Source organism: uncultured Aquimarina sp. (assembly GCF_947495315.1).
Classification (GTDB): Bacteria; Bacteroidota; Bacteroidia; order Flavobacteriales; family Flavobacteriaceae; genus Aquimarina.
This window is the reverse complement of record NZ_CANLYD010000003.1, coordinates 171,847-197,065: the sequence shown is the minus strand read 5'-3', so window position 1 is coordinate 197,065 and position 25,219 is coordinate 171,847. Positions and strand designations below refer to the sequence as shown.

The 25,219-nt window shown below is 35.9% G+C and carries 5 protein-coding genes; all 5 read right to left on the bottom strand.

Annotated features, from left to right (window positions below; all coding sequences use genetic code 11):
* Nucleotides 1-56: 56 nt before the first annotated feature.
* Complete coding sequence (locus Q0910_RS06610; RefSeq protein WP_299213802.1) at nt 57-3,947, bottom strand: carbohydrate-binding protein; 3,891 nt, start codon at nt 3,945-3,947, stop codon at nt 57-59.
* Between the two features lie 341 nt (nt 3,948-4,288).
* Nucleotides 4,289-7,690: a PKD domain-containing protein gene (locus Q0910_RS06605; protein WP_299213800.1), complete on the bottom strand. Its 3,402-nt coding sequence runs from the start codon at nt 7,688-7,690 to the stop codon at nt 4,289-4,291.
* 205 nt (nt 7,691-7,895) lie between these two features.
* Nucleotides 7,896-14,843 (bottom strand): PKD domain-containing protein, encoded by a 6,948-nt coding sequence (locus tag Q0910_RS06600; RefSeq protein ID WP_299213798.1) that lies wholly within the window; start codon nt 14,841-14,843, stop codon nt 7,896-7,898.
* Between the two features lie 130 nt (nt 14,844-14,973).
* Nucleotides 14,974-17,361, bottom strand: coding sequence for a cellulase family glycosylhydrolase (locus Q0910_RS06595; protein WP_299213797.1), 2,388 nt, complete (start codon nt 17,359-17,361; stop codon nt 14,974-14,976).
* 198 nt (nt 17,362-17,559) lie between these two features.
* Complete coding sequence (locus Q0910_RS06590; protein ID WP_299213795.1) at nt 17,560-24,183, bottom strand: glycoside hydrolase family 48 protein; 6,624 nt, start codon at nt 24,181-24,183, stop codon at nt 17,560-17,562.
* Nucleotides 24,184-25,219: the final 1,036 nt, after the last annotated feature.

The following is a 25,219-nucleotide window of genomic DNA, read 5'->3' as shown; positions in this document are numbered from 1 at the left end:
TACTCTTCTATCCCTAAAATTTTATCATCGATTTGATAATGATTAAAGGGGTTTACTTAACGTTTCAATACCTTCTTAGCAGAAAGAATTTTATTCGTTTTACCGGCTTCCAAAATATTGACGATATAGATTCCTGATGATAAATCACTCATATCGATGGTGTTTTGACTTTCTTGTAGTACTACTTCTTTGACAAGAACTCCAATAGCATTATACATTTTGATAGTCTTACCGGCAGTTTCTCCAGAAATATTAATTACATCGACTACAGGATTTGGATAAAAAGTAATATCATTAGAATTATCAAGATTATCATCTCTATTAGTATCATAAGTAATAACTAATTGAGCTTGAGTAACCGATCCATTTTCCTTAGATGCAAATGCAAAATCATTACCTGAAAGCGCATCTATAATTAATGAAAGTTTATTACCCGAAATCTGAGCTGTCTTTAACGGTATCGTCTTAGTACTACCAACTGGGAAATTAGCATTTAATGTTCCTAATTGAACACCTTTACCCGGTTTATTGGAGCTAGATAAATTAGTCTCTGTCCAATTATTACTATTACCTTTATTGACACTTATGTTTCCGTTTCCTGCATCTGAGTATACCGTAAACTTAAGATCAGCCTTGGTAATCGTTCCGTTGATAGAAGAAAGATCAAACATCAAGTATCCTGTTCTTTTGTTTAACTCTACACGAACCATATCAGAATTGTTTCTTGTAGATCCTTGTAAAAATGCGTCGTGTATTGGAGATAAAGTAACTATTTGTTCTACAGGTTGAATCTTTGTAGTTACTACTTTATCTATATTGTATAAATATCCTAATCCTCCATTAAATGATAATCTAAGTATTTTCTCTCCTGATGATAAAGAAACTGTAGTAGAATACTTCTTATAACTATGCCATTGTCCTGTTACAGGAATATCTATAGAACCAACAACAGTTCCTGATTCAACAATATCCACTTTTCCTCCTACACCTTTACTCGAAGCATAAATATCAAATGTATACTCACTACTTGAATCAACATTGACCGTATAATCTACAAAATCTCCATTTTTGATATATCCTAAGTTTTTACCAGAGGTTGTTCCTGGAGTGTTTTCTATACGAACACTTCCTGATTTTAACTCAAATTCCTCAGCTTCAAAAGATCCTGGAATATCAATAACATCAGTTGGTGGAACTGAATCATCTTCAACAGTAATATTTACAGATTGAGACGTAGTTACAGCACCATCGTTATCTGTTGCTTTAGCGGTTATCGTATAATTTCCTGGATTAGCAATCGTAGTCGAGGTTTCATACGGTATCACTTGCTCTGTAGCGGCCAAGTTATTGTTGATAAAAAATTCAACCTTAGAAACGGTTCCATCAGTATCGGATGCATTTGCTACTAAAGGAATAGTTTGACCAATTTGGAAACTAGCTCCATTTGTTGGAGAAGTTATTGAAACTTGAGGAGGCTTGTTTTCATCACCACAATCTACCAATACCTCATCAGGGCCATTTCCTGTTGGTTTTGTATAACTTTTAGACAATACGAATTTATCCATTTCGAATCCATCTTCTCTCATAGAGAAAGAAATCGTATGGACACCTGCAGAAGGTACGTCTATGTATATTTTTTCTGCCTCTCCGCAATGATTGGCATTAGTTCGTTGCTTACTCTCCCAGGTCCATTGGTTTTTACCTGCACACCATTGCATTCTAGCTCCTGATGCTGGCCAATTTCCATCGATACCTACGTGGATTCCGTTATCCTCTGATCCGGTAGAATGTGCTCGTACCCATACAAAGTATTTTCCAGGAGTCGTAAATTTCACTTTATAATTAATGATTGCAACCTGTCCTGGAGTATTGCTAAAACTAACTCCATTAACAAGTGGGTCACTATGTGTTACTCTTGTATCCGGTAAGATTTCTAAATATCCTCCACTACTCGCACCAGAAGAATGATCCGGATCCGGATCTGGAGTTGGTGTAGCTGCACTACCATCCTGAGCATACCACTTTCTATCATTTACTTTGGATTGATCTACAAAGTGTTCGGCCTCTACTGCTACAATTCCGTTTTGCTCTAAAGCCACACACTGATCAGGATCCGTGCCACCACCATCTTTTTTCTTGATTAATGCAACCCAGTCATTATTATCCGGCGCTACCAGGTTTCCACCCAGCGTCGCTGCATTGGTTAAACCGCTACCACCACGTGGATTATACCATTGTACATTGTATTCTGCGTTTCCAGAAGGTAAACTAAGGCCCGTAGCACCTCCATTCGGTCTATATACTGCATAAATTTCTCCTGCTTTAGCCAAAACATAATCATTGTTATCAGATGTTACTCCATCGGAGGAAACCATATTTACTAATCCATCCTGCAAGTAATTATTAAAAAATTGCAATGCTCTAGCCGCATCAGAATATTTACCATCTCTAGATCGATGATTTTGCGCTGTTAAGTCAGTTTGTCCTGTACTATATCCATAATAGTATTCTACACCAGCTCCACCAGCCATTAACGTACCCCATAAAACTTGGTGACGTACTAACTTGTCATCTTTACCATCTTGATCTACTCCAATCTGTGCATTTCCTTGTTCATCGTTAGCTACAACCCATTTTTTACCTGCATTTCTAGATTTTTCTAACCAACGTTTCACATCATTATGGACTTTGCTCTTATCCGTTTGGATAGACGCTCCTGTAAGCTCTGAATTATTTCCTAATAAAGGATTATATCTTTGGTCTTGCTGTCCTGGATATGTGTGTATTACAATATTATGATCATAAGGATCCTGTTGCTTTATATAGCTAGCAGTACTTTTTACCACATTATCTGGTATAGTTGTTTCTTCTGTAAGGTTCCAGTTAAGGGCTAAATGATGACCGAAACGAGCTATTAACTCTCGATAATACAATTTACGTTGTCTTCCGAAATTATCATTATCCATGATATTATCGTTTTCGGTTTCCATTGTTTTAAAATGAAGATACATTCCTTTCTTATCAGCATATTCAAATATTTTCTCCCATTGAGCTAATTTTGAAACATCAAATCTATCCTTATGTACTCCCTGATTCCATTGCTGTCCATCATTGTAACCGTTATATGTAGAAACGGGCACTTTTAATAAATGCGGAAATACATTTTCATCATCACCGTGTAAACTTAATGTCAAAAACGAAAATGCATTTACTCCTTTATCTGACAAATACTTTACTACTCCTAATAATTCAGTTCCTTTTCCACCATCCCAAGTGTATCCACTTGCATCACTTGCAACATAATCTTGCTGATGAGGGTTCCAGTTTTTTCTTCTATTACCTCTATTAGGTGTATTATCAAAATCTTCATAAGCAAGTGTGTTTTCTGGAGCATCAGCGCCTGCTTTTACGAACCAGTTCCCATTAGGATTGTTAGGGTTTGTACCAATATGTCTTAAATAGTGTTCTCCAACATATTTTAGTCTACCCAGATCTTTACTTCTAAAATCTCTACCGGATTTATCTGATTCTGCTATACTAAAAGATCCAGTATCTCCATTCATAAATCCAGCATTAGATCCTCCACCATTAATGGCCACATTAGATCCTGACTTAAATGAAGCTGACCAGTTCCAGGTTCCTGTTTGATCTGGTGTAAAGTGCACTCTCCATTTATTTCCGGAGGCACAACTATTGTTCTCCGCATTTCCGCAAGCAGCAAAATAGCCAGGAACTTTGTAATTCCTGTTACTTCCTGAGTGTGTAAAAGTTACCTCTAATAGATAATCCGAAAACGGATTTGGGTTCGCGGTCTCTGATGTGTTTGGACCATTAAAGGTTAAAGTGACCTTGTGCCATCTTTTTAATTCTCCTTCTGGAGTCTGTGCTTGGAGCAAAAACCCAAGAAACAAGAATGTTAATAAAACGTTGAGTTTAGTTAGTTTCATGATTTGAATTGTTTTTGTGTGTGTTTGGTTTTAAGGTATTTATTTTGTTAGTGTAAGTATTCAAAGAACGTTATATATTATGTTTAATTTTATGTTAAAAAATTCAATAACTAGCTAGTTAACAGCTTTTAACACGTATAAAATAATTTAAAACTTCTCGAAGTTAAGATTTCATAAGCTTGTTGTTTTTCACAAAACTATTAAGTGACCTTTATGAAATAGAATTCGTTCAAATGCATATAGAATTCGATTTATAGCTGATCAATTAACCACAGTGACTTTTGGCATCTTATTGGATCAAATGGACTTATGTCCTACTGTTGGTGGTTATTTTTTAACTTTTAATTAACTATAATTTTTCTTCTCGAAATTATGTTTTGAATTACATCTTTAATCTCCAAAATATAGATCCCTCTGTCCAGGTTATCTAATGAGAATGTTATCATAGATTGTGTTGCTTTTGGATTAGCGCTACGAATTACATTCCCGACAAGGTTTGTCAATCTCACTTCGGTTTTTTCAAGAACTTCAAAACCTGAAATATTAATATGGTTTTTAGTCGGATTCGGATAAACTTTTACGCTTTCTATCAAATCCATTGATCTTAAGGAAGTGGCAGGTTCTATACCCCAAACCAAGTTTCCTTCTACATACAAAGTCATTTCGTTATTAAACTGATAATCGGCAAGTAATGATTTATAAGAGTAGTCATCATTTTCATTAAAATTGCTCCAATTAGCTTTGGCGAATCTTGTTTGTATAGGTCCTGAATTCTGTCCGGGAGCCAGTGCGCCTGAAGCCGAATCAAATGAAACTTCTAGATAATCTAGGCCATTTTGTTGACCAAAGACTCCATTGACAAATCCTGTTCCTAATTGTGCCCAATCGCACCAGAAGTTAAGGTTATTGTTATCTTCTGAAGTGAACCAATATCGAACAGTTATATTCTGATAAGGAACAGTGAGATCACTATTATTAGAGATTCTAAAGTGAGGATTGATCATATTATCCAAAGAATTGCCATTGCCACCATCTTTATATTCTACTGATATATCTGAAACTGGCAGTATTTCTTGTACTTGAATGGTTATTGCGTTTGTATCTATTCCTCCTTGTCCGTTATTTACCTCAAGGGTTACTATATAAGATCCAACTGTATCAAAGGTATGTACTACTATTTGACCTGTTTCTGTCGTGCCGTCTCCAAAATTCCAGGAGTAGTTTAATATATTATTAGAAGGATCTACAGAGCCGGAACCATCGAATGTAACTTCTAAAGGAGCAGGACCTGAAATTGCATTAGCCACAATATTTGCGATAGGATTTCCATCAGAAATTGTTATTTTTTTTGTTATTGAATCTTCAATTTTACCATCGCTCACAGTAAGCTTTACATCGAATTCTCCAACTGTTTCAAATTGATACGCAACAAGTACTCCTGTTGCAGTATCACCATTGCCGAAATCCCAAGAATATGATAATACATCATTATTTACATCTGTCGATGTTGAAGCATCAAAAGTTATAAGTACTGGTGCAATTCCTGTTTCGATATCGCTTGTAAAAACAGCTACTGGAGCTACATTTGGATCTGTAACCGCAATCGTAATTGTTTCGGTATCCGAATTTCCGTTTCCATCATCTACAGTTAGCGTAACATTAGCTTCTCCAAATTCTGTAAATTCATATGATGTTATTGCATCAGTAGCAGTATCTCCATTTCCAAAATCCCAACTATACGTGAGAATATCTCCATTTGGGTCTGTTGATCCTGATCCGTCGAATGTCACAGATAAAGGTCCATCTCCACTGATGGTAGATGCATTAATTACTGCTGTTGGAGTATCGACACTTGTTTCTGGCTCTAGGCCACTTACCAATTTTCCATTAAGATATAAGGCAACTCTTTCCCATTCTGCAAATTCTTTCTTGGTACCATCGTAGGAGTAATCATTTGTTTGATCTGTTTCGGACCAATTGCTATTGGCTATTTTGGGTTCCATTCTACCAGAACCCGCATTTCTTCCTAACATTCCTGTTGCAGGATCAAATGTAATTTCTAGATAATGTTTATTCCCTTCCGTATTAACAATTTGTCCATTAACGTTACTACTTCCTATCATTGCATAGTCTATAAAGAAATTGAGAGGTAAATTAACTTCTGTCTCAAACCAATAACGAATGCTAAGATCTGAATATGCGACATCCTGTGATGAGTTATTGAAAAGTCTAAAGTGTGGTTTAATGACATTGGTAAGCGCTTCTGTAGAAGCATCTTTATATTCTAAGGACAATACACCGTCTCCTCCTATCTGAATATTTCTAGGTGTTGATGTTTTGGTTATTCCATTAATTCCTGTTGCTACAGAAGTAATTGTATAATTTCCATCTGATAACCCAGATACGTCTAACTCATAGGGAGCTGTAATATCTTCTCCAACCAATTCTCCATTACTAAAAAATTCTACTTTTTGAATAGTATTATTTTCATTTAACAAATTTGCTTCTATATGCACGATACTTCCAGTTACATATGTATCTCCCGACTTAGGAGATAATAACGATAGATAAATGGCTTCTCCTCCTGACATTGTTTCCATTCTCAGCGCGTGTTCTTTGTAAATTGCCACTTCGACATCACCTTCGAATACTCCAAATTTATCTCTAGGCGTATTGTTATCAGGAAACCACCAAAAGCCACTCGCACCAATTTTATTTTCCTCAATAAAAGTGTACATTTCTTCCCACCATTCATAACGTTCTTGGATCTCCACATTAAATTCACCTATATACAGGGGTTTTTTTATGATGTTATGGGATTCATTCGACCATTGTTCCATCAATTTCATTGTTTGTTCCAATGTGAAATTGGACCAACTTTCTCTAATGTAAGGATGAGCAGAAGTAAAATCGACGTATGGAGACTCATGGATTTTTATGAAGTCATTCCCCTCGTCTCCACCAAAATTATATTTTGTTCCGTGAGCTTCTAAACCAGTTCCCAATAAATGATTGGGATCAATCGCTTTAATAAAGGCTCCCATATCATCAACCCAGGCTCTGAGAACATCAGAAGTAACATCATCACCAAATCCCTGGTATCTAGGCTCATTCATTAATTCCCAAGCCAAAATCGTAGGATCATTTCTATATTCTACATTATCATAATGATTGACACGAGTAAGAAAATATTCTACGTAATCTTTATACCCTTGTAAAGCAGCTGCATTGGTAAAAAACTGTCCCTGATCGTGTTCTCCAGCACCTTGTACATCGATCCCTTCCCATTTAAGACGATCTTTGATACCTCCGTAATCATTCCAATAGTTTTCTAACGCAACTATCAGTTTTATTCCGTTAGCTTCAGCGGACTTAATGATATAATCAAATAACGAAAATTGAGCTTCACTATATACTCCTTTCTGAGGTTCAAAACCATGCCAATCCTCGTGACTAAACCCCCATAATCTTACAACCCTAATTCCATTTTTATACAATCTTCGCATATGCTCATCGATACGATCTTTATCCATGAATTGTGTTTCAATATCTCCGCTAGAAGATCCATATGTGAAAAAATCATATACATTGGCTCCAGAAAAATAATAAGGCCTGCCGTCCAACATGAATTTTTCTTCTTCTGCATATACAAAACCCATGGGAGCAGCTTTTTGTTTTTGAGCGAATAGATGCGTACAAAAAAGCAAGCTCGCTATTAATAAAATTTTAATGTTAGTTTTCATTTTTAAAAGAGTTAGTTGTGTGTGTTAATCAAAATTTGAATTGATAATTATTATTCCAACTAATCTTACTTGTGAATCCCCCGATTCTAAAATCACTCTATTTTGAGTGTTAAAAATTATTTCTTTTTTGAAAGTTTATTTTTTAGATTCTTATTTTGTAACCACCGTTAGATCTATAAAGGAAATAGATCTAACGGTGGTTTTTTTATTTAGTAATTCGTTTAATTACTGTTCTTTTATTGTGCTTAATCTGTATAAAGTACATCCCTGATTTGAACATATTCATATCCAATCGTATTGTTTTTAAGCTTTTTTGAATGTTTCTTGATGATAAGATCTTTCCATTTATATCTACAATCCTAATCAAACTTCCTTTTAAATCTTGTTCGCTTTGAATAGTGAGATACTCTGTAACAGGATTTGGAAATGCTTTCACTTTGTCCAAACCATCCTCTATAAATGGATCCTTTAATAGGCTTTCACAATTTGGAGCACTATTTTCGTTACTAAAGTATATCGTATATGCTCCGCTTTTAGAAACCAGTACTAAATTATTCCCATCCATCGTTACATCATAAGATCCATCAAAATTTGATATTCCTATTCCAGAAAAAGTTATTGTCGGTCCTACTTGGTGGAATGTCTGACTGACTATACTTGCTGTCAAGTCAATCCACCAACCGGGATTACCATTATTGGTATTCATAGAGCATTGCCATAAACCATTATTTTGTAAATCCCAATTAATTGTAAAATTGGTTACATTACTCAAATCTGGTCCTCCTGTTCCTAAAACATATACATGATCATAGGAGAAATTTGGTAATGCAGGTAATGGAGTACTCATAGGGGCACCAAAACTACAGTCAGTAGTACCTGTTGATTCATTTACAATAATAGTACGCGATTGACTATCTGATAAAATTCCATCACTAACAGTTAGAGAAATAATATATTCTCCAATAGCGGTATATTCATGATTTATATTTACTCCATCCCCTGTTGTTCCATCTCCAAAATCCCAGATATATTCTAAATTGTCACCATTGGCATCAGAAGATGCGGAAGCATCAAAATTCACTAATAGTGGTACCGTTCCAGAAGTGACAGACATGACGAAACTGGCTTCTGGAGCTATGTTACTTTCTAAAACTGTAATTGTAACAGGGTCTGAAGTATTAGAAAGGATTCCATCACTAATAGTTAGGGTTGCTGCGTATGATCCTGATACGGTATACGTATGCGAAGGATTCGCTAAATCACTAGTGTTTCCATCTCCAAAATCCCAGATATATGTAATGCTAGATCCATCTGGGTACAAGGAACTCGATGCATCGAAATCCACAACTAAAGGAACATTTCCTGAAACTGGAGTTGCAGTAAAGTTAGAAATCAATATAGGAGTTTCATCGCTTACATTGATGATAACAGATGTTATATCAGATTCACCATTTCCGTCATCTACAGTTAGCAATACTTCGTAGTCACCTGGAGTATCAAAGGTAAATTGACCCGTAACTCCTGTAGCTGTATTACCATTACCAAAATTCCACGAATAACTTAATGAATCACCATCTGGATCACTAGAAGATGACCCGTCAAAATCAACTAATAGCGGTGCTATTCCAGATGTGACACTTGGATTAATAATCGCATTAGGTTTTCTATTAGATATTTCATTACCATCTGGCTCTAATCCCCAAACCAATGCTCCTTTATAATACAATGTAGTTAACACATGTGGTTTCAAAGAAGTTTTACCAGGATCATACGAATAATCATTCCCTTGATTATGAGTCTGAAAACCTGAATGATGTAACCTGGTTTGAATTTGACCAGACTTGCTATTGGCATTTAAATTTCCGGAAGATGCAGTAAAACCGATCTCTAGATAACTATTTTCTGGATTGTTTTCAAAAGTACCAACAGTTCCTTCTACAGCAGAATAATCTATATTGAAATCCATAGCAGTAGTATGTTCTGGAGTATACCAATACCTAATCTTAAAATCACTTAGCGCATGACTTTCTGATGATTCACTTACAATCTGAAATACGGGTTTCAATTCTGGTGTAGACACTCCGGAACTATTATCTCTATATTCTAAGCTAAAATCAGTATCAGGAAGATTATTAAATCTCTCATCAACAGTTATTGTAATCTCGGCTGAATCTCCAGTGATTTCACCATTTTCTGTAGCCAGCGATAATATAATTGTATGCACACCTTCTGACAAGCCTGAAACTGGTATTGGCGCTATCTCAAACATCGAACCTTGCTCTACTCCATCAATAAAATACTTGACATGTTGTCCGCCAGGAGTAATATCCCATTTATAAGTAGAAAATTCTATTTCGAAATCAGGTCCTACTAATCCACCATCTGATGGTGACTGAATAATCGCAGTTGGATTTTCGGGTAATGGATCATTGGTTACAATAACCGTGATTGTTTCGCCTAAATCTGTTAGAGAATTATCACTGCGTTCCATTTGCAAAGTCAATTCGTGAGGTCCTTCTGACAATGCTGTACCATCCATAAACTCTCCTTCTGTGGTAATTAAACCTCGATCTTGTCCATCAATTTTAAATCTTAGTTTATATTGCTGTGATGGTAAATCCCAACCTTCTGTATCAAAATCTATTTTTAAAGGAGCATTCACCAACTCTCCATCTATCGGAGATTTAAAAAACACATCTGGCAATGGACCTATAGGCGTATCTGAATCTCCACCATGAAGTGTCCATAATACAGCAGCATCAAACATATCCAATCCATCCTCTGTTAATAAATGCATGAACTGATCTCTAAGAGGAAATGCAACTCTTCTTGAAGGAATAGACAAACTTGCTTCATATCCAAACAAAATCGGTAATGTTCCCGCTTTAGCGATTACAATTGCTTCTTCTGTAGGATTTCCGAAAGGCAGACTTTGCGTAATCGAATACAAAGCTGTACTTGCTTCTGCACCTGCTGCCATAGGGTGTGTTGGATCAGAAACTGTAATTGTAGAGAATCCATCTTGTGTGATACCAAAGCCCGTATTTAATTCTCCAGAAGTCATTCTTAGTTTTCCATACATAAATGGATTCCAAGTCATTAATGGAACTCTGGCTCCTTCTAAATCATTACCTAGTTCTCTAGGGTCCACAGTCGAAGAAATTAATACCATATCAAATGGATTAGCAGATTGAGGACTTGTAGCTTCTTCATCAGAAAAGAGCGTAATGGTAAATCCTAATTTTTGTTCTAAACGAGATTTAATCCTCTGATCTTCTGATGTTAGGTTATTTTTATCTCCAACAACAAACATCACCTTAATTATGTTTTTATACTTAATGTTGGCTTCTGGAGTAATAGAAGCTGTATTTCCATTATTGTAAAACACCTTGGCAGAGATTGAATAGGTTTTCCAAATTATAGGAGTCCAGGTTGACTCAAAAGGTGCAGCGGTTACCTCATCAATTATACTATTGTCTACAAAATATTGAACTTTAGTAATTCCATCAATATTGGTTTCTACACTCAATTTTATCGGATCTGCCTTATCTATATTCATACCATCTTCAGGCGAAGATATTTTTAGTATTTGTTGAGATTCCTGAGCTACTTCTGATCCATCAATCTGTTTAATATATGCTTCTAACTGTTTTATTTGATTAGTATTTAAGGAGGAAGTTGCTCCATGTGCATCATTCAGGTTATTAGCTGTAAACACTTCTGCTAGGGTTTTAGCAACTCCATTATGCAAATAAGGTGCTGTTGCCCATACATCTTTTAATGTGGGGACATCTATACCCACTAATTCTTTTTCCAGACGATTTCCACTTGTGGCGGAAATAGTTCCAACATCGTGTAGTTTTCCTGTTTTACTATCTGTAAAAGCTTCTCCGCTATGACAAGAGGCACATTTTAAATCTTCAAATAAAGATTTTCCTGCAACGCCATCTGTTGTTAAACCTCCATCATTATTTCGATATGGACTTGGACTAAAACTATTTAGAGATTCTATATAAGCTGCTAATGCATCCAGATCTGCTGATTTTCCTTTCTTAACATCTCCCAGAGTAAGTGCAGTAGTACCTTCATTAAAATCTGTATCACTCATAAAACCTTGTCCATTAAAATGAGAGCGCATATCATTTTCAAAATCTTGTATTTCATCAAAATTAGCACTCCAGTGGACTCTTCCGTGACCAGTTCCTGCTCTACCGATAAGAGAGATGGTGTTACGTAATCCTTCTCCTCGATCTGTAAAATCCCAGGTTCGACCATCCTGAGTTCCGTCTATATGACAGGTAGCACAACTGACGTATCCATCAGTTCCCATTTTTAAATCTGAAGCGTCATAAAATATTTGTTTCCCTTTTAGTATAACAGAACTTAATGTTTCATTACCAACTGTAGAAACAGTAGCTAGCTCTTCTAAAGTACTGCTACCAGTTTTGATCATATCTGCTGCATCAAAAACCGTTATACTACGATCCATAAAGTTTTTTACAAAAACACGATTTGTGGTTGGATCAATTGCTAGACCTTGAGGTGCTTTACCCACATCTTTTTTTAGTAACTCCAGCCCTTTTTTAGGATCTATCACTACGATTCTATTGTTTCCTTGCATGGTAACTAACAAATAATTACCAGTAGGAGTATATAATGCAGATGATGGTTGGCCATGATTGTCAATATCCAATCTTTTCGAAACATCTTCTTGACCATTTATAAGATTAATAGGAGAAATTGCTGTACGAACTACATTATCGAAAACCAATGGTTTTCCATCTCTGTTTAATCCTCTTAGAATATTATCTTTTTTGGCTACGGACCAAGCAGATTTATTATTAGGATGAATGGCTATACCTGATATATAATTTGGTAAGCCTCTTCCTTCATTTCCATTATCTTGTGTAAAATCATCTATAGGAAGTGAAATCGTAGTATTTATGGTAAATGTATCTAGATTCACTTCCCAAATTTGACCTTCTTCATCCGGTGAAATGAATTTTGTAACTAATAGCTTAGCTCCATCACCACTGACGGCTAATGCGCGAGGAGTTGTTCCTATTTGCAACGTGCTTTTTATAGTATTAGTAACAGGAGATACTTCTAAAATTTTTCCTGACCCAAAAGCGGATATAAAACCACGACTGCCATCTGGTGTAAATACAACTCCATATGGATTAGATCCTCTATCTAACGCTATTTTTGTTTCCAAAGAACCATCTTTCTTAATTATATATACCTCATCAGAGTCTCTACAGGTAATCCAAGCTTTCCCTTCAGAATCCAATGCTATGCTTACCGGGTCTTCACCCACAGTTACTTCTCTGATTACGGATAAGTCATCTGCGTTGACCATCGTAACAGAATTATTATCCGGATTGACAGACCATACTACTCTATTATCAGCATCTATAGCTATTGGGCTTGATTGAGTAGGTAAATCTGCCGATACAGATGTAACTACTACAATTGATTGGGAACCTACTACAAAACCACCATTATTATCAGATACTTGCACTTGCAATAAATAATTCCCAGCTTCTGTGTATGTATGAGAAGTATTTTTTCCTATCCACTCTGTTTTTGGAGAACCATCTCCAAAATCCCATCGATAACTCAGCGGGTTTCCATCTGGATCACTTGCATCTGCGGTAAAGTCTATTACAGACCCAATAGTCACAGGAGAAGCAATACTTAAATCTATTCCTGCAATTTTTGGCGATTGATTAGAAGAATCGCCTCCAGTAGTAAAGTAGAAGATATACTCTTCCATTCCGTTACCTACTGCATCTTTTATACCTCCTTCTACTAACTTTACTTCATACGTGGTGTTAGGCAAGAGGTTTTGTTTTGGTGCGTAATTAATCACCTGATACGAAGTAGTTGTGACATCTCCTTCTATCGGTGATCCTCCCAAAGGACTTACCTGTATTGTTTCATCATTAATAGTAAGATCATCTAAAGTTTCATTTATTACAAAACCTATTGTAGATGTTACCGGTTGATTGATAGCTCCAGAAATAGGAAAGTGATGACCCATAGTTGGAGGTGTTTCATCCAGACCATCTTGATGCGCAAAAATCGAAGTTTTATCATCTCCACTAGCAATCAAAATATGACCAATTGGCATCCACTGATTATCTATAAACTGTAAAGTTTCATCACTTGAAGGTGGAAAAAACTCTTGTTCAATTTCCATCGTTTCAAAATTGAATTTTACACCTCTATCAAACCTACCAGAAAATCCGTATTCATCCTGAAATATCATATAACGTCCTAACGTAACCTGATCAGAATGTAAACTAAACCCCAGTTTTACATCTGTAGGGTCACTAATATCAAATGCTACCAGTGCATTAGGACCTTCATTACCACTCATAAAGACTAAGTGATTTCTCCATAGTTGAAAACCTGTACTATACTGTTCATGAGGTATATCTCCTCCAAAAGATCCTAGAAATTTTATATTTTCAGGATCTCCAAAATCAAATACATTAATATCTCCAGTTTGTGGCGCATAAAAAACGTAATTCCCGATTCGAACCACTACATCTGGCAAAGAAACAGTAGTTGGTATATCATCTACCTGAGCTCCTGTTCTCATATCGAATACTCTGTTTCCATCTATAGTGTGAGGAAATGTTTCCAGATTATCATAATTAGATTGCCCATCTTGTACGGTATATAAAATATCAGAGGAAGTGATCGGTTTCCTTTCTAACATATTAGAAAGATCCAAATATTTATATCCCGTTCCTTCTACTTCTGGAACTGAATACTCACGATAAAACAAATCTCCTTCTAATTTCCACCACCGATGTCCATTATTGGCGGCTTCACTAAATTGCACTCTTTTAGGAGCAGTTGGGTTAGATACATCCCAAACACCTGTTCCCGCTTGCCCATTAATCATTAAATAGTTACGATGGTATGTATTGATTCTATCTCCTTCAGGAAAATTAGAAAGAAAAGTTCCTGCTGGCCAGGTTTGTGTCGTCATTATTGGTCCTGCTGTTCCATCATATACATCTAGTACGGATATGACGGCAAGACCAAATGAGATTGATATTGCTAGTATACAAAAAAGGATCTGATGTATATTTTTTACATATACACGCCATCCCTTCTTATTTCTTGGTGTTGGTACCATGATTAAGTAGTGAGTTTTTGAAAAGTTATTTGCTGTACTTTTCTCTTTAAAGAAAAGTCATGGTTTTAAAAGATTGTCTAGTTCTAAACAATCAATACAGATTATTCAGAACTAGACACTTAATTATTAATTATTGTTTTATAATTTGCTTTGTTATGGTTTCTTTTTGATTGAAGATTTTAATAAAATATACTCCAGGTTCTAATTCTGAAACATTTAATTCTACCATATTTGTCTCAGTGATAGAAGAAACTCTTTTAATGACTTTTCCCGATACATCCAGTATATCTAATCTTGCACTTTTAAGAACCTCAGCGTGTCTAATCGTCAGTTTATCTGATACAGGATTTGGGTATGCTTTAACTTCTAACTCATCATTCTCGATAAACGGATCTTTTAATTGCTGTTCGCAATTAGGAGCTATGTTACTGTTACTAAAGTAAATGGTAAAAGCCCCACTTTTGGAAACTAATGCAAAGTTATCTCCATCTATAGTGACATTATAAGCTCCATCAAGGTTAGGAAACCCTGTACCGGACAACGTTACACTTGGTTGTGCAGCGTTAAAGTTTTGACTGGTAACATTAGTTTTAAGATCATTCCACCAGCTTGGCACACCATTATTGGTATTCATAGAAAATTGCCACAATCCATTATTTTGTAAATCCCAGTTAATTGTAAAATTAGTTACGTTACTTAGGTCCGGACCTCCTGACCCTAGGACATAGATATTACTATAAGAAGCATTTGCAATGGTTGGTAATGCATTAGATAAAGGTGCTCCAAAAGTACAATCTCCTCCATTATTAGGTTCTGTAATAATTATAGCAATAGTCGCTGTATCAGAAATCCCATCCACATTAGAAACTGTTAATACAACATTATAACTACCTGCATTAATGAATTCATGATTTATTGTCATTCCAGAACCTGCCGTTCCATCTCCAAAATCCCAACTATACGTTAACGTACTTCCATCAGATACCGTAGAACCAGAACCGTCAAAATTAATAATAGCTGGTGCTATACCTCCAGTAACATCAGTAGAAATGTTTGCCGTTACTACTGGTATATTAGTATCTGGATCATTAACCGTGATAGTAAGAGTTTCCGTATCGCTAAGCGTTCCATCGCTTACAGTTAATACTACTTGATACTCTCCGAAATCTGTAAATAAGTGAGAAATACTTTCTCCTGTAGCTGTTGTTCCATCTCCAAAATTCCAATTAAATGTTAGAGTATCACCATCTGGATCTGAAGAAGTTGATCCATCAAATGAAACAGTTAATGGTGCATCTCCAGAAATTATATTACTTGTAAATCTTGCTGTAGGAGGAAGATTTCCTGTTCCCCCTACAACATTTGGAATAAATGGTGCTAAATGGGGAGTTAACACATCTAATTTCCATTGATTCACACTCGTCCAATCATCTTGTAAAATACCACCTGTATCACCAGAATTAGGATTCATTGTCCAAAAAGTCCAAGAATATATACCTCCCATGAAATCTGTAAACTCTGTAAACCAAGTATAAGAAATACCTCCAAAGGCATCTTGGTCTTTAATTCCAAATTCTCCAACAAATAATGGAGAAGTACCTTCTTCATATAAATAATGAAAGTTATCTGACCATATACTAGGCATATTTTGTGGAAAATTGCTTGCTGTAAACCAGTCTTGTTGCGCTACTTCTGGACCATATTCATGTGCAGAATACATTAGCTTACTTGGATCTGACAATTGAATAGGATATTGCTTTGCTCCCATTAATTGTCCTCCCCACCAATATGAACTCCCTTCAAACTCTCCTACTCCTTCTACAATAATCAAAACATTTGGATTTACTGCTAGAACAGCATTACCACATCTTTCTGCTGCCTTGTTCCAATCCGTAGCCGGATTGCTATCTCCCCAAGTAGATCCATGAGGTTCATTATTTAAATCCATTGCCACTACTGCCGAAAAATCTTTGTATCGATCGGCCATAAAAATCCAGTCGTTAATCCATCGTTCTTCAGAATACTCTGGTGTATACCAAACAGCTTCGTTTAAGAACCCATCAGCTGCTCTAGAATGATTATCTAAAACAATTTTTATATCATTTTCCTGACACCAGCGCACAAAAATATCTAATAGTTCAATTGGTGTACTCACTGTAGTTTCTTCTTCATTCATCGGAGAAATACCAGTGTATGGATCTGTTCCGTAAGAATTAATATTTATGCTCGCTCCTGGATTTAGCATTTCATTACACCAAGGAACTCTAATTGTATTAAAACCTAAATCTTTGATTTGTTGTAGAACACTTTTCATGTCTCTACTCCAAACTCCGTGTGGTTGATATAATGAAGTTTCAAAACCAAACCAGTTCACACCTGTCAAGCGGACTTCTTTTCCGGTTGAATCATAGAGCTTATTTCCAGATGTTGTTAGAAAATTTTGTTGTTGCCCTAAAACTTCTGATATATTGCCGAAAAGCAATAACAGAATCACTAAATAATTTATGAATCGTTTCATGTATTTATTTTTTTCACTTTTATGAATTGCGGTGATATATTAAATCAAAAGTTTATGTAGAAATACGATCTAATGGAAAGTGCGGTTAATCGCTTCTCACGATTTTAAAAATAACGATCGCAAAGTTTTCTATCTACTAAACTTGAAAGAGCTAAAAAATAAGAGAGAGGTTATATAACCTCTCTCTTTATTTTACAATTAATTTTTGATAATCTTATTTCTGAATTTTCCTCCAGTAGTTATATCAAAAATTTCTAAGATATACATACCAGAAGGTAATCCATTTACAGAAATTCTGGTAGACTTTTGTTTATTCAACATTGGTTCTGCTCTAACCACATTTCCTGCAATATCTATTATTCTAATTCTGGTATTATTCATATCAAAATTAGTAGAGATAGTAACGTAATCTGATGCTGGATTTGGCGAAGCTGTTACTTTAAATTGATCTTCTGGAGCTTTGATACCAGGTTCTTGATCTCCAAAAAAGAATCCAAATTCTGCATTTGCCAAAGCAACTTCTATCTGAGCCCAACTTCTATGATAACGTTGTGTATAGTCTTCTCCGGCATTGTATGCAGCCTCCAATCTATCAAATTCAGGATCATTTTTATAATCAGATCTTATATCTAAGAATGTCACTCCTGGTTTTATCTGATCTCCATTAGGCATTGTACCGCTAAATCCATTAGGAATGTATACTTCTTCTTCAAAGATTCTTGTAAAATCTCCTCTGTCTTCTGGAGAAGAAACTCCTTTATCATCTCTGTAGGTATTCCACATTCTGTCTAACACCTCTTTAGCAAGATCACGAGCATCTGTATCTAGTGTAGCATGCTTTTGAGTTGCAGCAGCATAATAAATAAGTGCTTTTGCCATAGAAGCTGCAACACCTAGATCTTTTCCGTAATCTGTAACAACTACACTAAGATTATCATTACTTCCTGGACTATTAGGATCCCAGGTATCTGGTTCTCCTGTCCATTCTAGAGTTGCAGGAATTTCGAAATCATCAGTTCCAATAAGTTTTACTTCACTCTTAACCCAAGTTGCCCATTTGTCCATTAGATTTTTTGCCATCGGATCATTAGTTATATAGTAATACTCCGCAACTCGCTCCATAGACCAAGCTTGCCATCCGAACCAAGTACCACTTCCTGGATCGTGATATACAGGATCTGTATCAAAAGCCATATCGTAGAATGTAGATTTACCAGCAGGATATGGACTGTAATCACCATTCCAACTATTAGTAGCTCCACCAGCTATAGCTCCTTCTTTAGACTGTAACCAGGTATAGAATTCCATTTGTCTTTTTAGACTTTCGTTCCAATCTCTTTCTCCATTTTGAGATATTGGTTTCAATTCATCTACCTGCGTTAAAGCATAAGCAGCCATGGGGTTTTGATACCCGAAATGACAATGACTAGAACTTATTCTAAAGGCCCATTGCGAAGCAGGATCTGCCGAACCACCCCAAGACATGTACCACGACATTAAGTAATGTGCACTGTCATATCCAGATCCCGCTCCACTGGTCGCACTTTGTACTCCCATGGGCTTAAAATATTTATCAAACATCGATAACCTTAAGAAATCACCCATTTTAGATGCTTTATCCAAATCCAAACTTCCTAAGCTTGCGCCTTGTTCTTTAGCATACACTTGTGCCCAGTACATTGCTTGTACTGCTCTGGCATCTGCATCAGGAGCACTCGTATATCTCCACTGCTTTGCATAACTCTGATCTTCTATAAACAATGGAAGGAATCCGTCTGTTCCTCCCCATTCAAAGCTTTCCCACGATGGATGAGGAACTGTTTCATACACCGACTCCTGTTCTCCTCTCTGAAAAGTATTGATATAGGATGGTGTACTAACTCCATCTCCTCTATTACCATATCCATAAAAGTTATCATTATCTAATAACCAATGCATTTGATAAATATCAGCACCATAGGTAGCTGTTAAATCCGGAGAAACCGGATCAGATCCTACAGGAGCACTAAAATTAAGTGGTGCAGGATAATCACTTGGTAAAGGGAACTCACTTGCATATGCGGCAGGAGAAGAGGCATTATATGCTCCATTCGTTGGCTGATCCGCTGTTGTTGGAATTATAAATTCTTCAATTTTATTCCACACATTGTTAAGAGGTGCCCAATCTTGTGTGATTCTTCCATTCATAACTTCTAACCACAACCAATAAGAATATAACTCACTCGTGGACTCGTGACCATAATCAGGAGCTTCTACTATCAATGTTTCTACAGAATGATGAGGAGATCCATCTGCACTAAAGTATCCATTAGCAGGATCGTAAAATTCATTTCGCATTTCTATAAAGCGATTGATATATGCGTTATCACCAGTTGGAGGGTTAATAATAATATCTCCATCAGTAACTGTAATAGTAATGACTGCTTGATCTACGCCTCCGTTTCCATCATCAACTGTTAAAGTAGCAGAATATGTTCCTATAGAGGTAAATGTATGTTCTACTGTTACTCCACTAGCAGTATTTCCATCTCCAAAATCCCAACTATAACTTAATGCATCTCCATCGGCATCTGTAGAAGCAACTGCGTCAAAAGTTACTACTAATGGGGCTTCTCCAGAAATAGGAGTTGCAGAAATATCTGCTACCGGATCTGTATTTCCTCCACCAGTATTACCACAATCAGGTTCTGTAGAAGTTAAACTGAAATAAAGCGTAAATCCTCCATTTTTAGAAGCCATGACAAAATTATCTCCATCAACATTTACCCAATAAGCTCCATCTAATCCGGTAACCTGAGTACCAGATAAAACCGCTTCGGGTTGTGGAGCATTAAAATTATGTGTTAAACTTCCTCTAAGATCAATATACCAATCCGGAGTTCCATTATTCGTATTGATTGCAAATTGATACAATCCATTGTTTTCTAAATTCCAATTGATGGTAAACTCGCGAATATTACTAGGATCTGGACCTCCAGTTCCTAAAACAAATATGTTATTATATCGATTATCAATAGATGGTAATGCTGAAGCTATAGGTGTATCAAAAGAACAATCACCTCCACCATCGGTAACTGGATTTCTTATTACCGAAATTGAATTAGAGAAATCAAAATCTCCTACTAAAACCGAAACATTATTGTTTGCTGCTAATCCTTGTAAACCATCTTCATAACTTAGATGCCAGATTAAACAAGTACCTGTTCCTGCTTCATCAAAATCTACATCTTCTATATTAGCAGGTAGTCCTAAAATATTATTTTGATCATCTGTTACTAACCATTGAGAGTTTGTACCAGTATTTCCTGATAACGTAATTCCAGAAACATTATCTGCGATGCCATCGCCAACAGTAAATGTAAATGGTCCTCCAGAAATGCTACCTCCATCTGGTCCTGGTTGATCAACTGGATTTCTAACCACCGCTATTGAATTGGAGAAGTCAAAATCTCCTGTTAAAGCGGAAACATTATTATTTGCTGCTAAGCCTTGTAGTCCATCTTCATAACTTAAGTGCCAAATTAAACAAGTACCCGTTCCTGCTCCATCAAAATCTACATCTTCTATATTAGCAGGCAGTCCTAAAATATTATTCTGATCATCGGTTACGACCCATTGAGAGTTTGTACCCGTATTTCCTGATAGCGTAATTCCAGAAACATTATCTGCAATACCATCACCAACAGTAAATGTAAATGGACCTCCAGTTATAGTTCCCCCTTCAGTTATTATTGGATTAGAGATACCTCCATCACAATCAGGTGTTGTAGCAGATATACTAAAATAAATAGTAAATCCGGCTGTTTTAGAAACCAATACAAAATTACCTTCATCAATAGCTACATAATATGAACCATCAAATCCCGGAAATCCAGAACCTGTAATTGTAATTTCTGGCTGCGAAGCATTAAAGTTTTGCGTAACATTTGGTAAGAAATCATTCCACCAATTAGGAGTACCATTATTAGTATTCATGGAAAATTGATATAATCCATTATTAGCTAAATCCCAGTTTATGTTAAATTTTGCTACATTATCTAAATTAGGACCTCCATCACCTAACACGAATATATTTTGAAATTCTTCATTGATAGAAGGTAATGCATTGTCTATTGGAGTTCCAAAAGCGCAACTTACACTGCCATCCGTAACACTAATCGTTTTTGTTTCAGAATCTGTATCTCCTACTGCATTTGTTACTGTAAGTGTAACAGTCACCTGTCCTACTTCAGTGTATGTAGCAGATGTAGTCACCGTAGAAGCTACTTCACCATTACCTAAATCCCAACTGTATGTAAGATTTCCTCCTGCCGGATCTGAAGATGCAGAAGCATCAAAGGTTACGTCTAATGGAGCTACTCCCGAATCTGTACTCACTGTAAAAGAAGCAACCGGACTTCCGTCGGTAACAGTAATTGTTACTGTTTTAGAATCTTCTTTGCTTCCATCGCTTACTGTAAGTTTGGCGTCATACTCCCCTATTGCTGTATACTCATGAGTTATTGTTACTCCTGAACCAGTTTCTCCATCACCAAAATCCCAAACATAGGTTAAAGAGTCTCCATTCTCATCAGATGATGCGGATGCATCAAAACTTACTGTTACTGGAGCAATTCCTGTAGTTGGAGTTGCTGTAAATTCTGCTATCGGTGCTATATTACCGTCAAGTACAGTAATCGTTTTCGTAAATTCTGAAGAAGTATTAGTTCCATCACTTACTGTAAGTGTTACTAAATACGATCCAATATCTGTATACGTAATTAATGGATCAACTACCGATGATGTTTGTCCATTACCAAAATCCCAATTGTAACTTAATGAATCTCCGTTAGGATCCGAAGAAGCTGATGCATCAAATGATACTTCTAAAGGTGCAGTTCCTGATTCTGGAGTTGCAGTAAAAGAAGCGGTTGGTACTTCTCCGCCATTTGGTTCTTTACCTCCTACCAATACACCATCTGCATAAATAGGAACATTATCAGAAATTTGTAATCCACTAGTTAATCCTTGATACGAAAAATCATTAGATGCATCCCAAGCGGATTCTGGAGCACTCGTAGGTAGGGAAACTCTTAGTTGTATTTCACTTCTATATTCTCCTTGACCTCCTGGAAAAGGCATATTAGCCTGATCTACTTCTATTTCTGCATAATAAATATTACTAGAAGCATCCCATTCCTGTAAACTATTAATTGTAGTATTTCCTGCTCCTCTGGCTGTTAATTCATAGTCACTAGCACTAAATCCAGCTGCAATACCTTCTGAAATATCAATAAAATATCGAGCTTTTAACGTGTTAGGCACTCTTGCCGGCCAACCAGAACGGTTATTTAACCATATCGCTACTTCTGTAAATTTTGATTGATCATTATTCAGTTTAACCTCATTCGCAAATTCTAACCCAGGAGTTTCCGGTTGTGGAAAATTAGGTAACGGTGATCCCCCAAATTCCATGACCATTCTGGCTAGTACTCCTTGGTAACAGGCATTATAATCTGTCGCTACCTCATTCGCTTGAAAATCATCTCGATCTTCAATAAAGAAATCATCCGGTTTAGCAGGACCTCCCATCAAGGCTCCCCACATCGTATGTCTTGATTCTACTGGATTTGCACTACTTCTGGACCAGCTAGAATGTTGTCCTCTATGATGTGGCTTAGTTGGTGGATTAACTCCAAATCCTGTTACTAAACTTCTGTTATTAGGATTATCACCTAATGCATAGTTCACTTGATTTATTGCAAAATTACGATATTGACTACTTTTAGGAGTATTAACATTATCGCTATAAATAAGGGCTGTTAAAGAAGCATTCATTGCATGTCTTAAAGATCCCCATTGTGTTAAATGAGCCTGACCTCCTGGAGAATAATTAACTCCTCCATTTCCTTCTTGCCACCAATCCAAATGGCGCTCAGCATCTGTCTTATATGTATCTTTTCCCGTGATGATTGATAACAAAACCATATTTCCATAGGATTTATCTTCCCATACAAGGCTCCATAAAAAATCTGGTTGTGTATATTCTGCTTCAGCTTTATCTAAATATTTTTGATCTCCTGTAGCCTTATACAACCAAAGTGCTCCCCAAGTAAGTTCATCCTGAAAGTTACCTGATGTATAAGTTCCTACTGCTGGTATATTTCCATCGGAAGTATACAACCCTCGGTGATTATCACCAAATTCATATAATTCAATTGCATGACTTAGTAATGTAGCGCTATAAGCAGGATCACTATCTTTAAAAATAATACTAGCAGAAGCCAAAGCTGCCGCTGTTTCACAGGCCACATCTGTACCCGGATTACTAGTTGTTAGTGCATACGATTTACGCTGTCCATACATTGGATGTACATCAACCATCTCTGCTGGCATCCAAAAATTATGATCCTGTGATTTACTATCTGCTACTTGTGCATAAAAAACATTAGGTGAAGGATGACATTTAATGAAGTAATCTGTTACCCATTTAATATTCCTTTTAAAGTGTTCGGTCTGATTTGCCGTATCATAGCCATCTTTATATTCTAAAAAACCCCAATTAAGGGCGGTTACAGAAAAAGCCATTGGAAAACCAAATTTAACATGGTCTCCGGCATCATTCCAACCACCGGTAAGATCAAGCCCTACATCTGCCCCATCATTTATTCCAGAATCAGATCGCCAACTTATTCTATTCCAATCCGGCAACTTTCCTGATTGCTGTGTTTCATAGAAAAGCAAAGACTTTTGCAGAGCTTCTCCGTAATTATATTGTGCTGATGATTTAGCACAAAATAAGCACCATAACATCATCATGCTTATTTTAATTAAATTTTTCATTGTTAGTTTAGTTTTAAGATTTGTGTTTTTTTGAATTGTTTTGAATTGTTTTAGGTTTTAGTTCATATGATTGTTTTAAGGTTTATCAAAGGATGAAATTAGTTCTATGCAGAGTAGCACAACAGCTTAAATTATTAAGTGATACTATTTTGATAGAATCCGTATTAAACTCTTTAGTATTCGTCATGTAAATTGGTTGACCAATTTACAGAATGTCATTATACCATGCATGCTTTTCAGATTCGTTCCTTTATTATATTTCTTTTGGAATGGATACTTAAAAGAGATGAAAAGCAGTTTTATATCTCCAGTTTCCGTTTGAAATGTGCAGTTTGTTTTTCATTAGGTAACTTACTTAATATTGATGGGGTATTTGTAAGATCATTCATAGTTAGTATAGTTTTGAGTTCATGTATTTTAAATAAAACCATATCCTGCATAAATTGGGAAAATGCTTGATATGACGAAAGTTACGTTTATGTTTTTTTCGTTCATCGATATACTACTTTGCCTAACTCGGTTATTTAATCCTTGTACTATTGTAGTACTATCTCTTAGAACGATGAATAAAGTTATAACAACTTCGATGTAAAAATGCAGTACTCAACACCTTAACTACGTCTTAACAATTTCCATTTACAGTTTGACAGCTTTAAATATTAACTTGAGAGGGTACTGTTTCAGTGGATTGAAAAGGAAACAGAATTTATGATTCTTAATTATACCAAAAAGAAAAATTACTACGTTGTTAAGAAGATACTAAGAAAAAAAGGAAGAAAAAAAGATAAGAAATTCTTGATTTTATACAAAAAGAAAACTTTGTCAATGGTTAAACCATAAACAAATTTAACAAAAAATCATTTTTAAAGAATATTTCTTACGAAAATATTGTTAAAAAAGTTAAAAAATTAAACAAGAAACAACTTACATTGTTTTTGTATTTTTATACAATAGTTAGATAAAAGACGTAAAATTCTCTTAATTATGAGATTGAATAATAAATTATAAACCTGCTAAACACCAATTTATACTGAGT

Bases quoted from the DNA above. Each gene is read 5' to 3' on its own strand.
- Q0910_RS06595 (WP_299213797.1), bottom strand. From the start codon at position 17,361: ATGAAACGATTCATAAATTATTTAGTGATTCTGTTATTGCTTTTCGGC.
- Q0910_RS06610 (WP_299213802.1), bottom strand. From the start codon at position 3,947: ATGAAACTAACTAAACTCAACGTTTTATTAACATTCTTGTTTCTTGGG.
- Q0910_RS06605 (WP_299213800.1), bottom strand. From the start codon at position 7,690: ATGAAAACTAACATTAAAATTTTATTAATAGCGAGCTTGCTTTTTTGT.
- Q0910_RS06600 (WP_299213798.1), bottom strand. From the start codon at position 14,843: ATGGTACCAACACCAAGAAATAAGAAGGGATGGCGTGTATATGTAAAA.
- Q0910_RS06590 (WP_299213795.1), bottom strand. From the start codon at position 24,183: ATGAAAAATTTAATTAAAATAAGCATGATGATGTTATGGTGCTTATTT.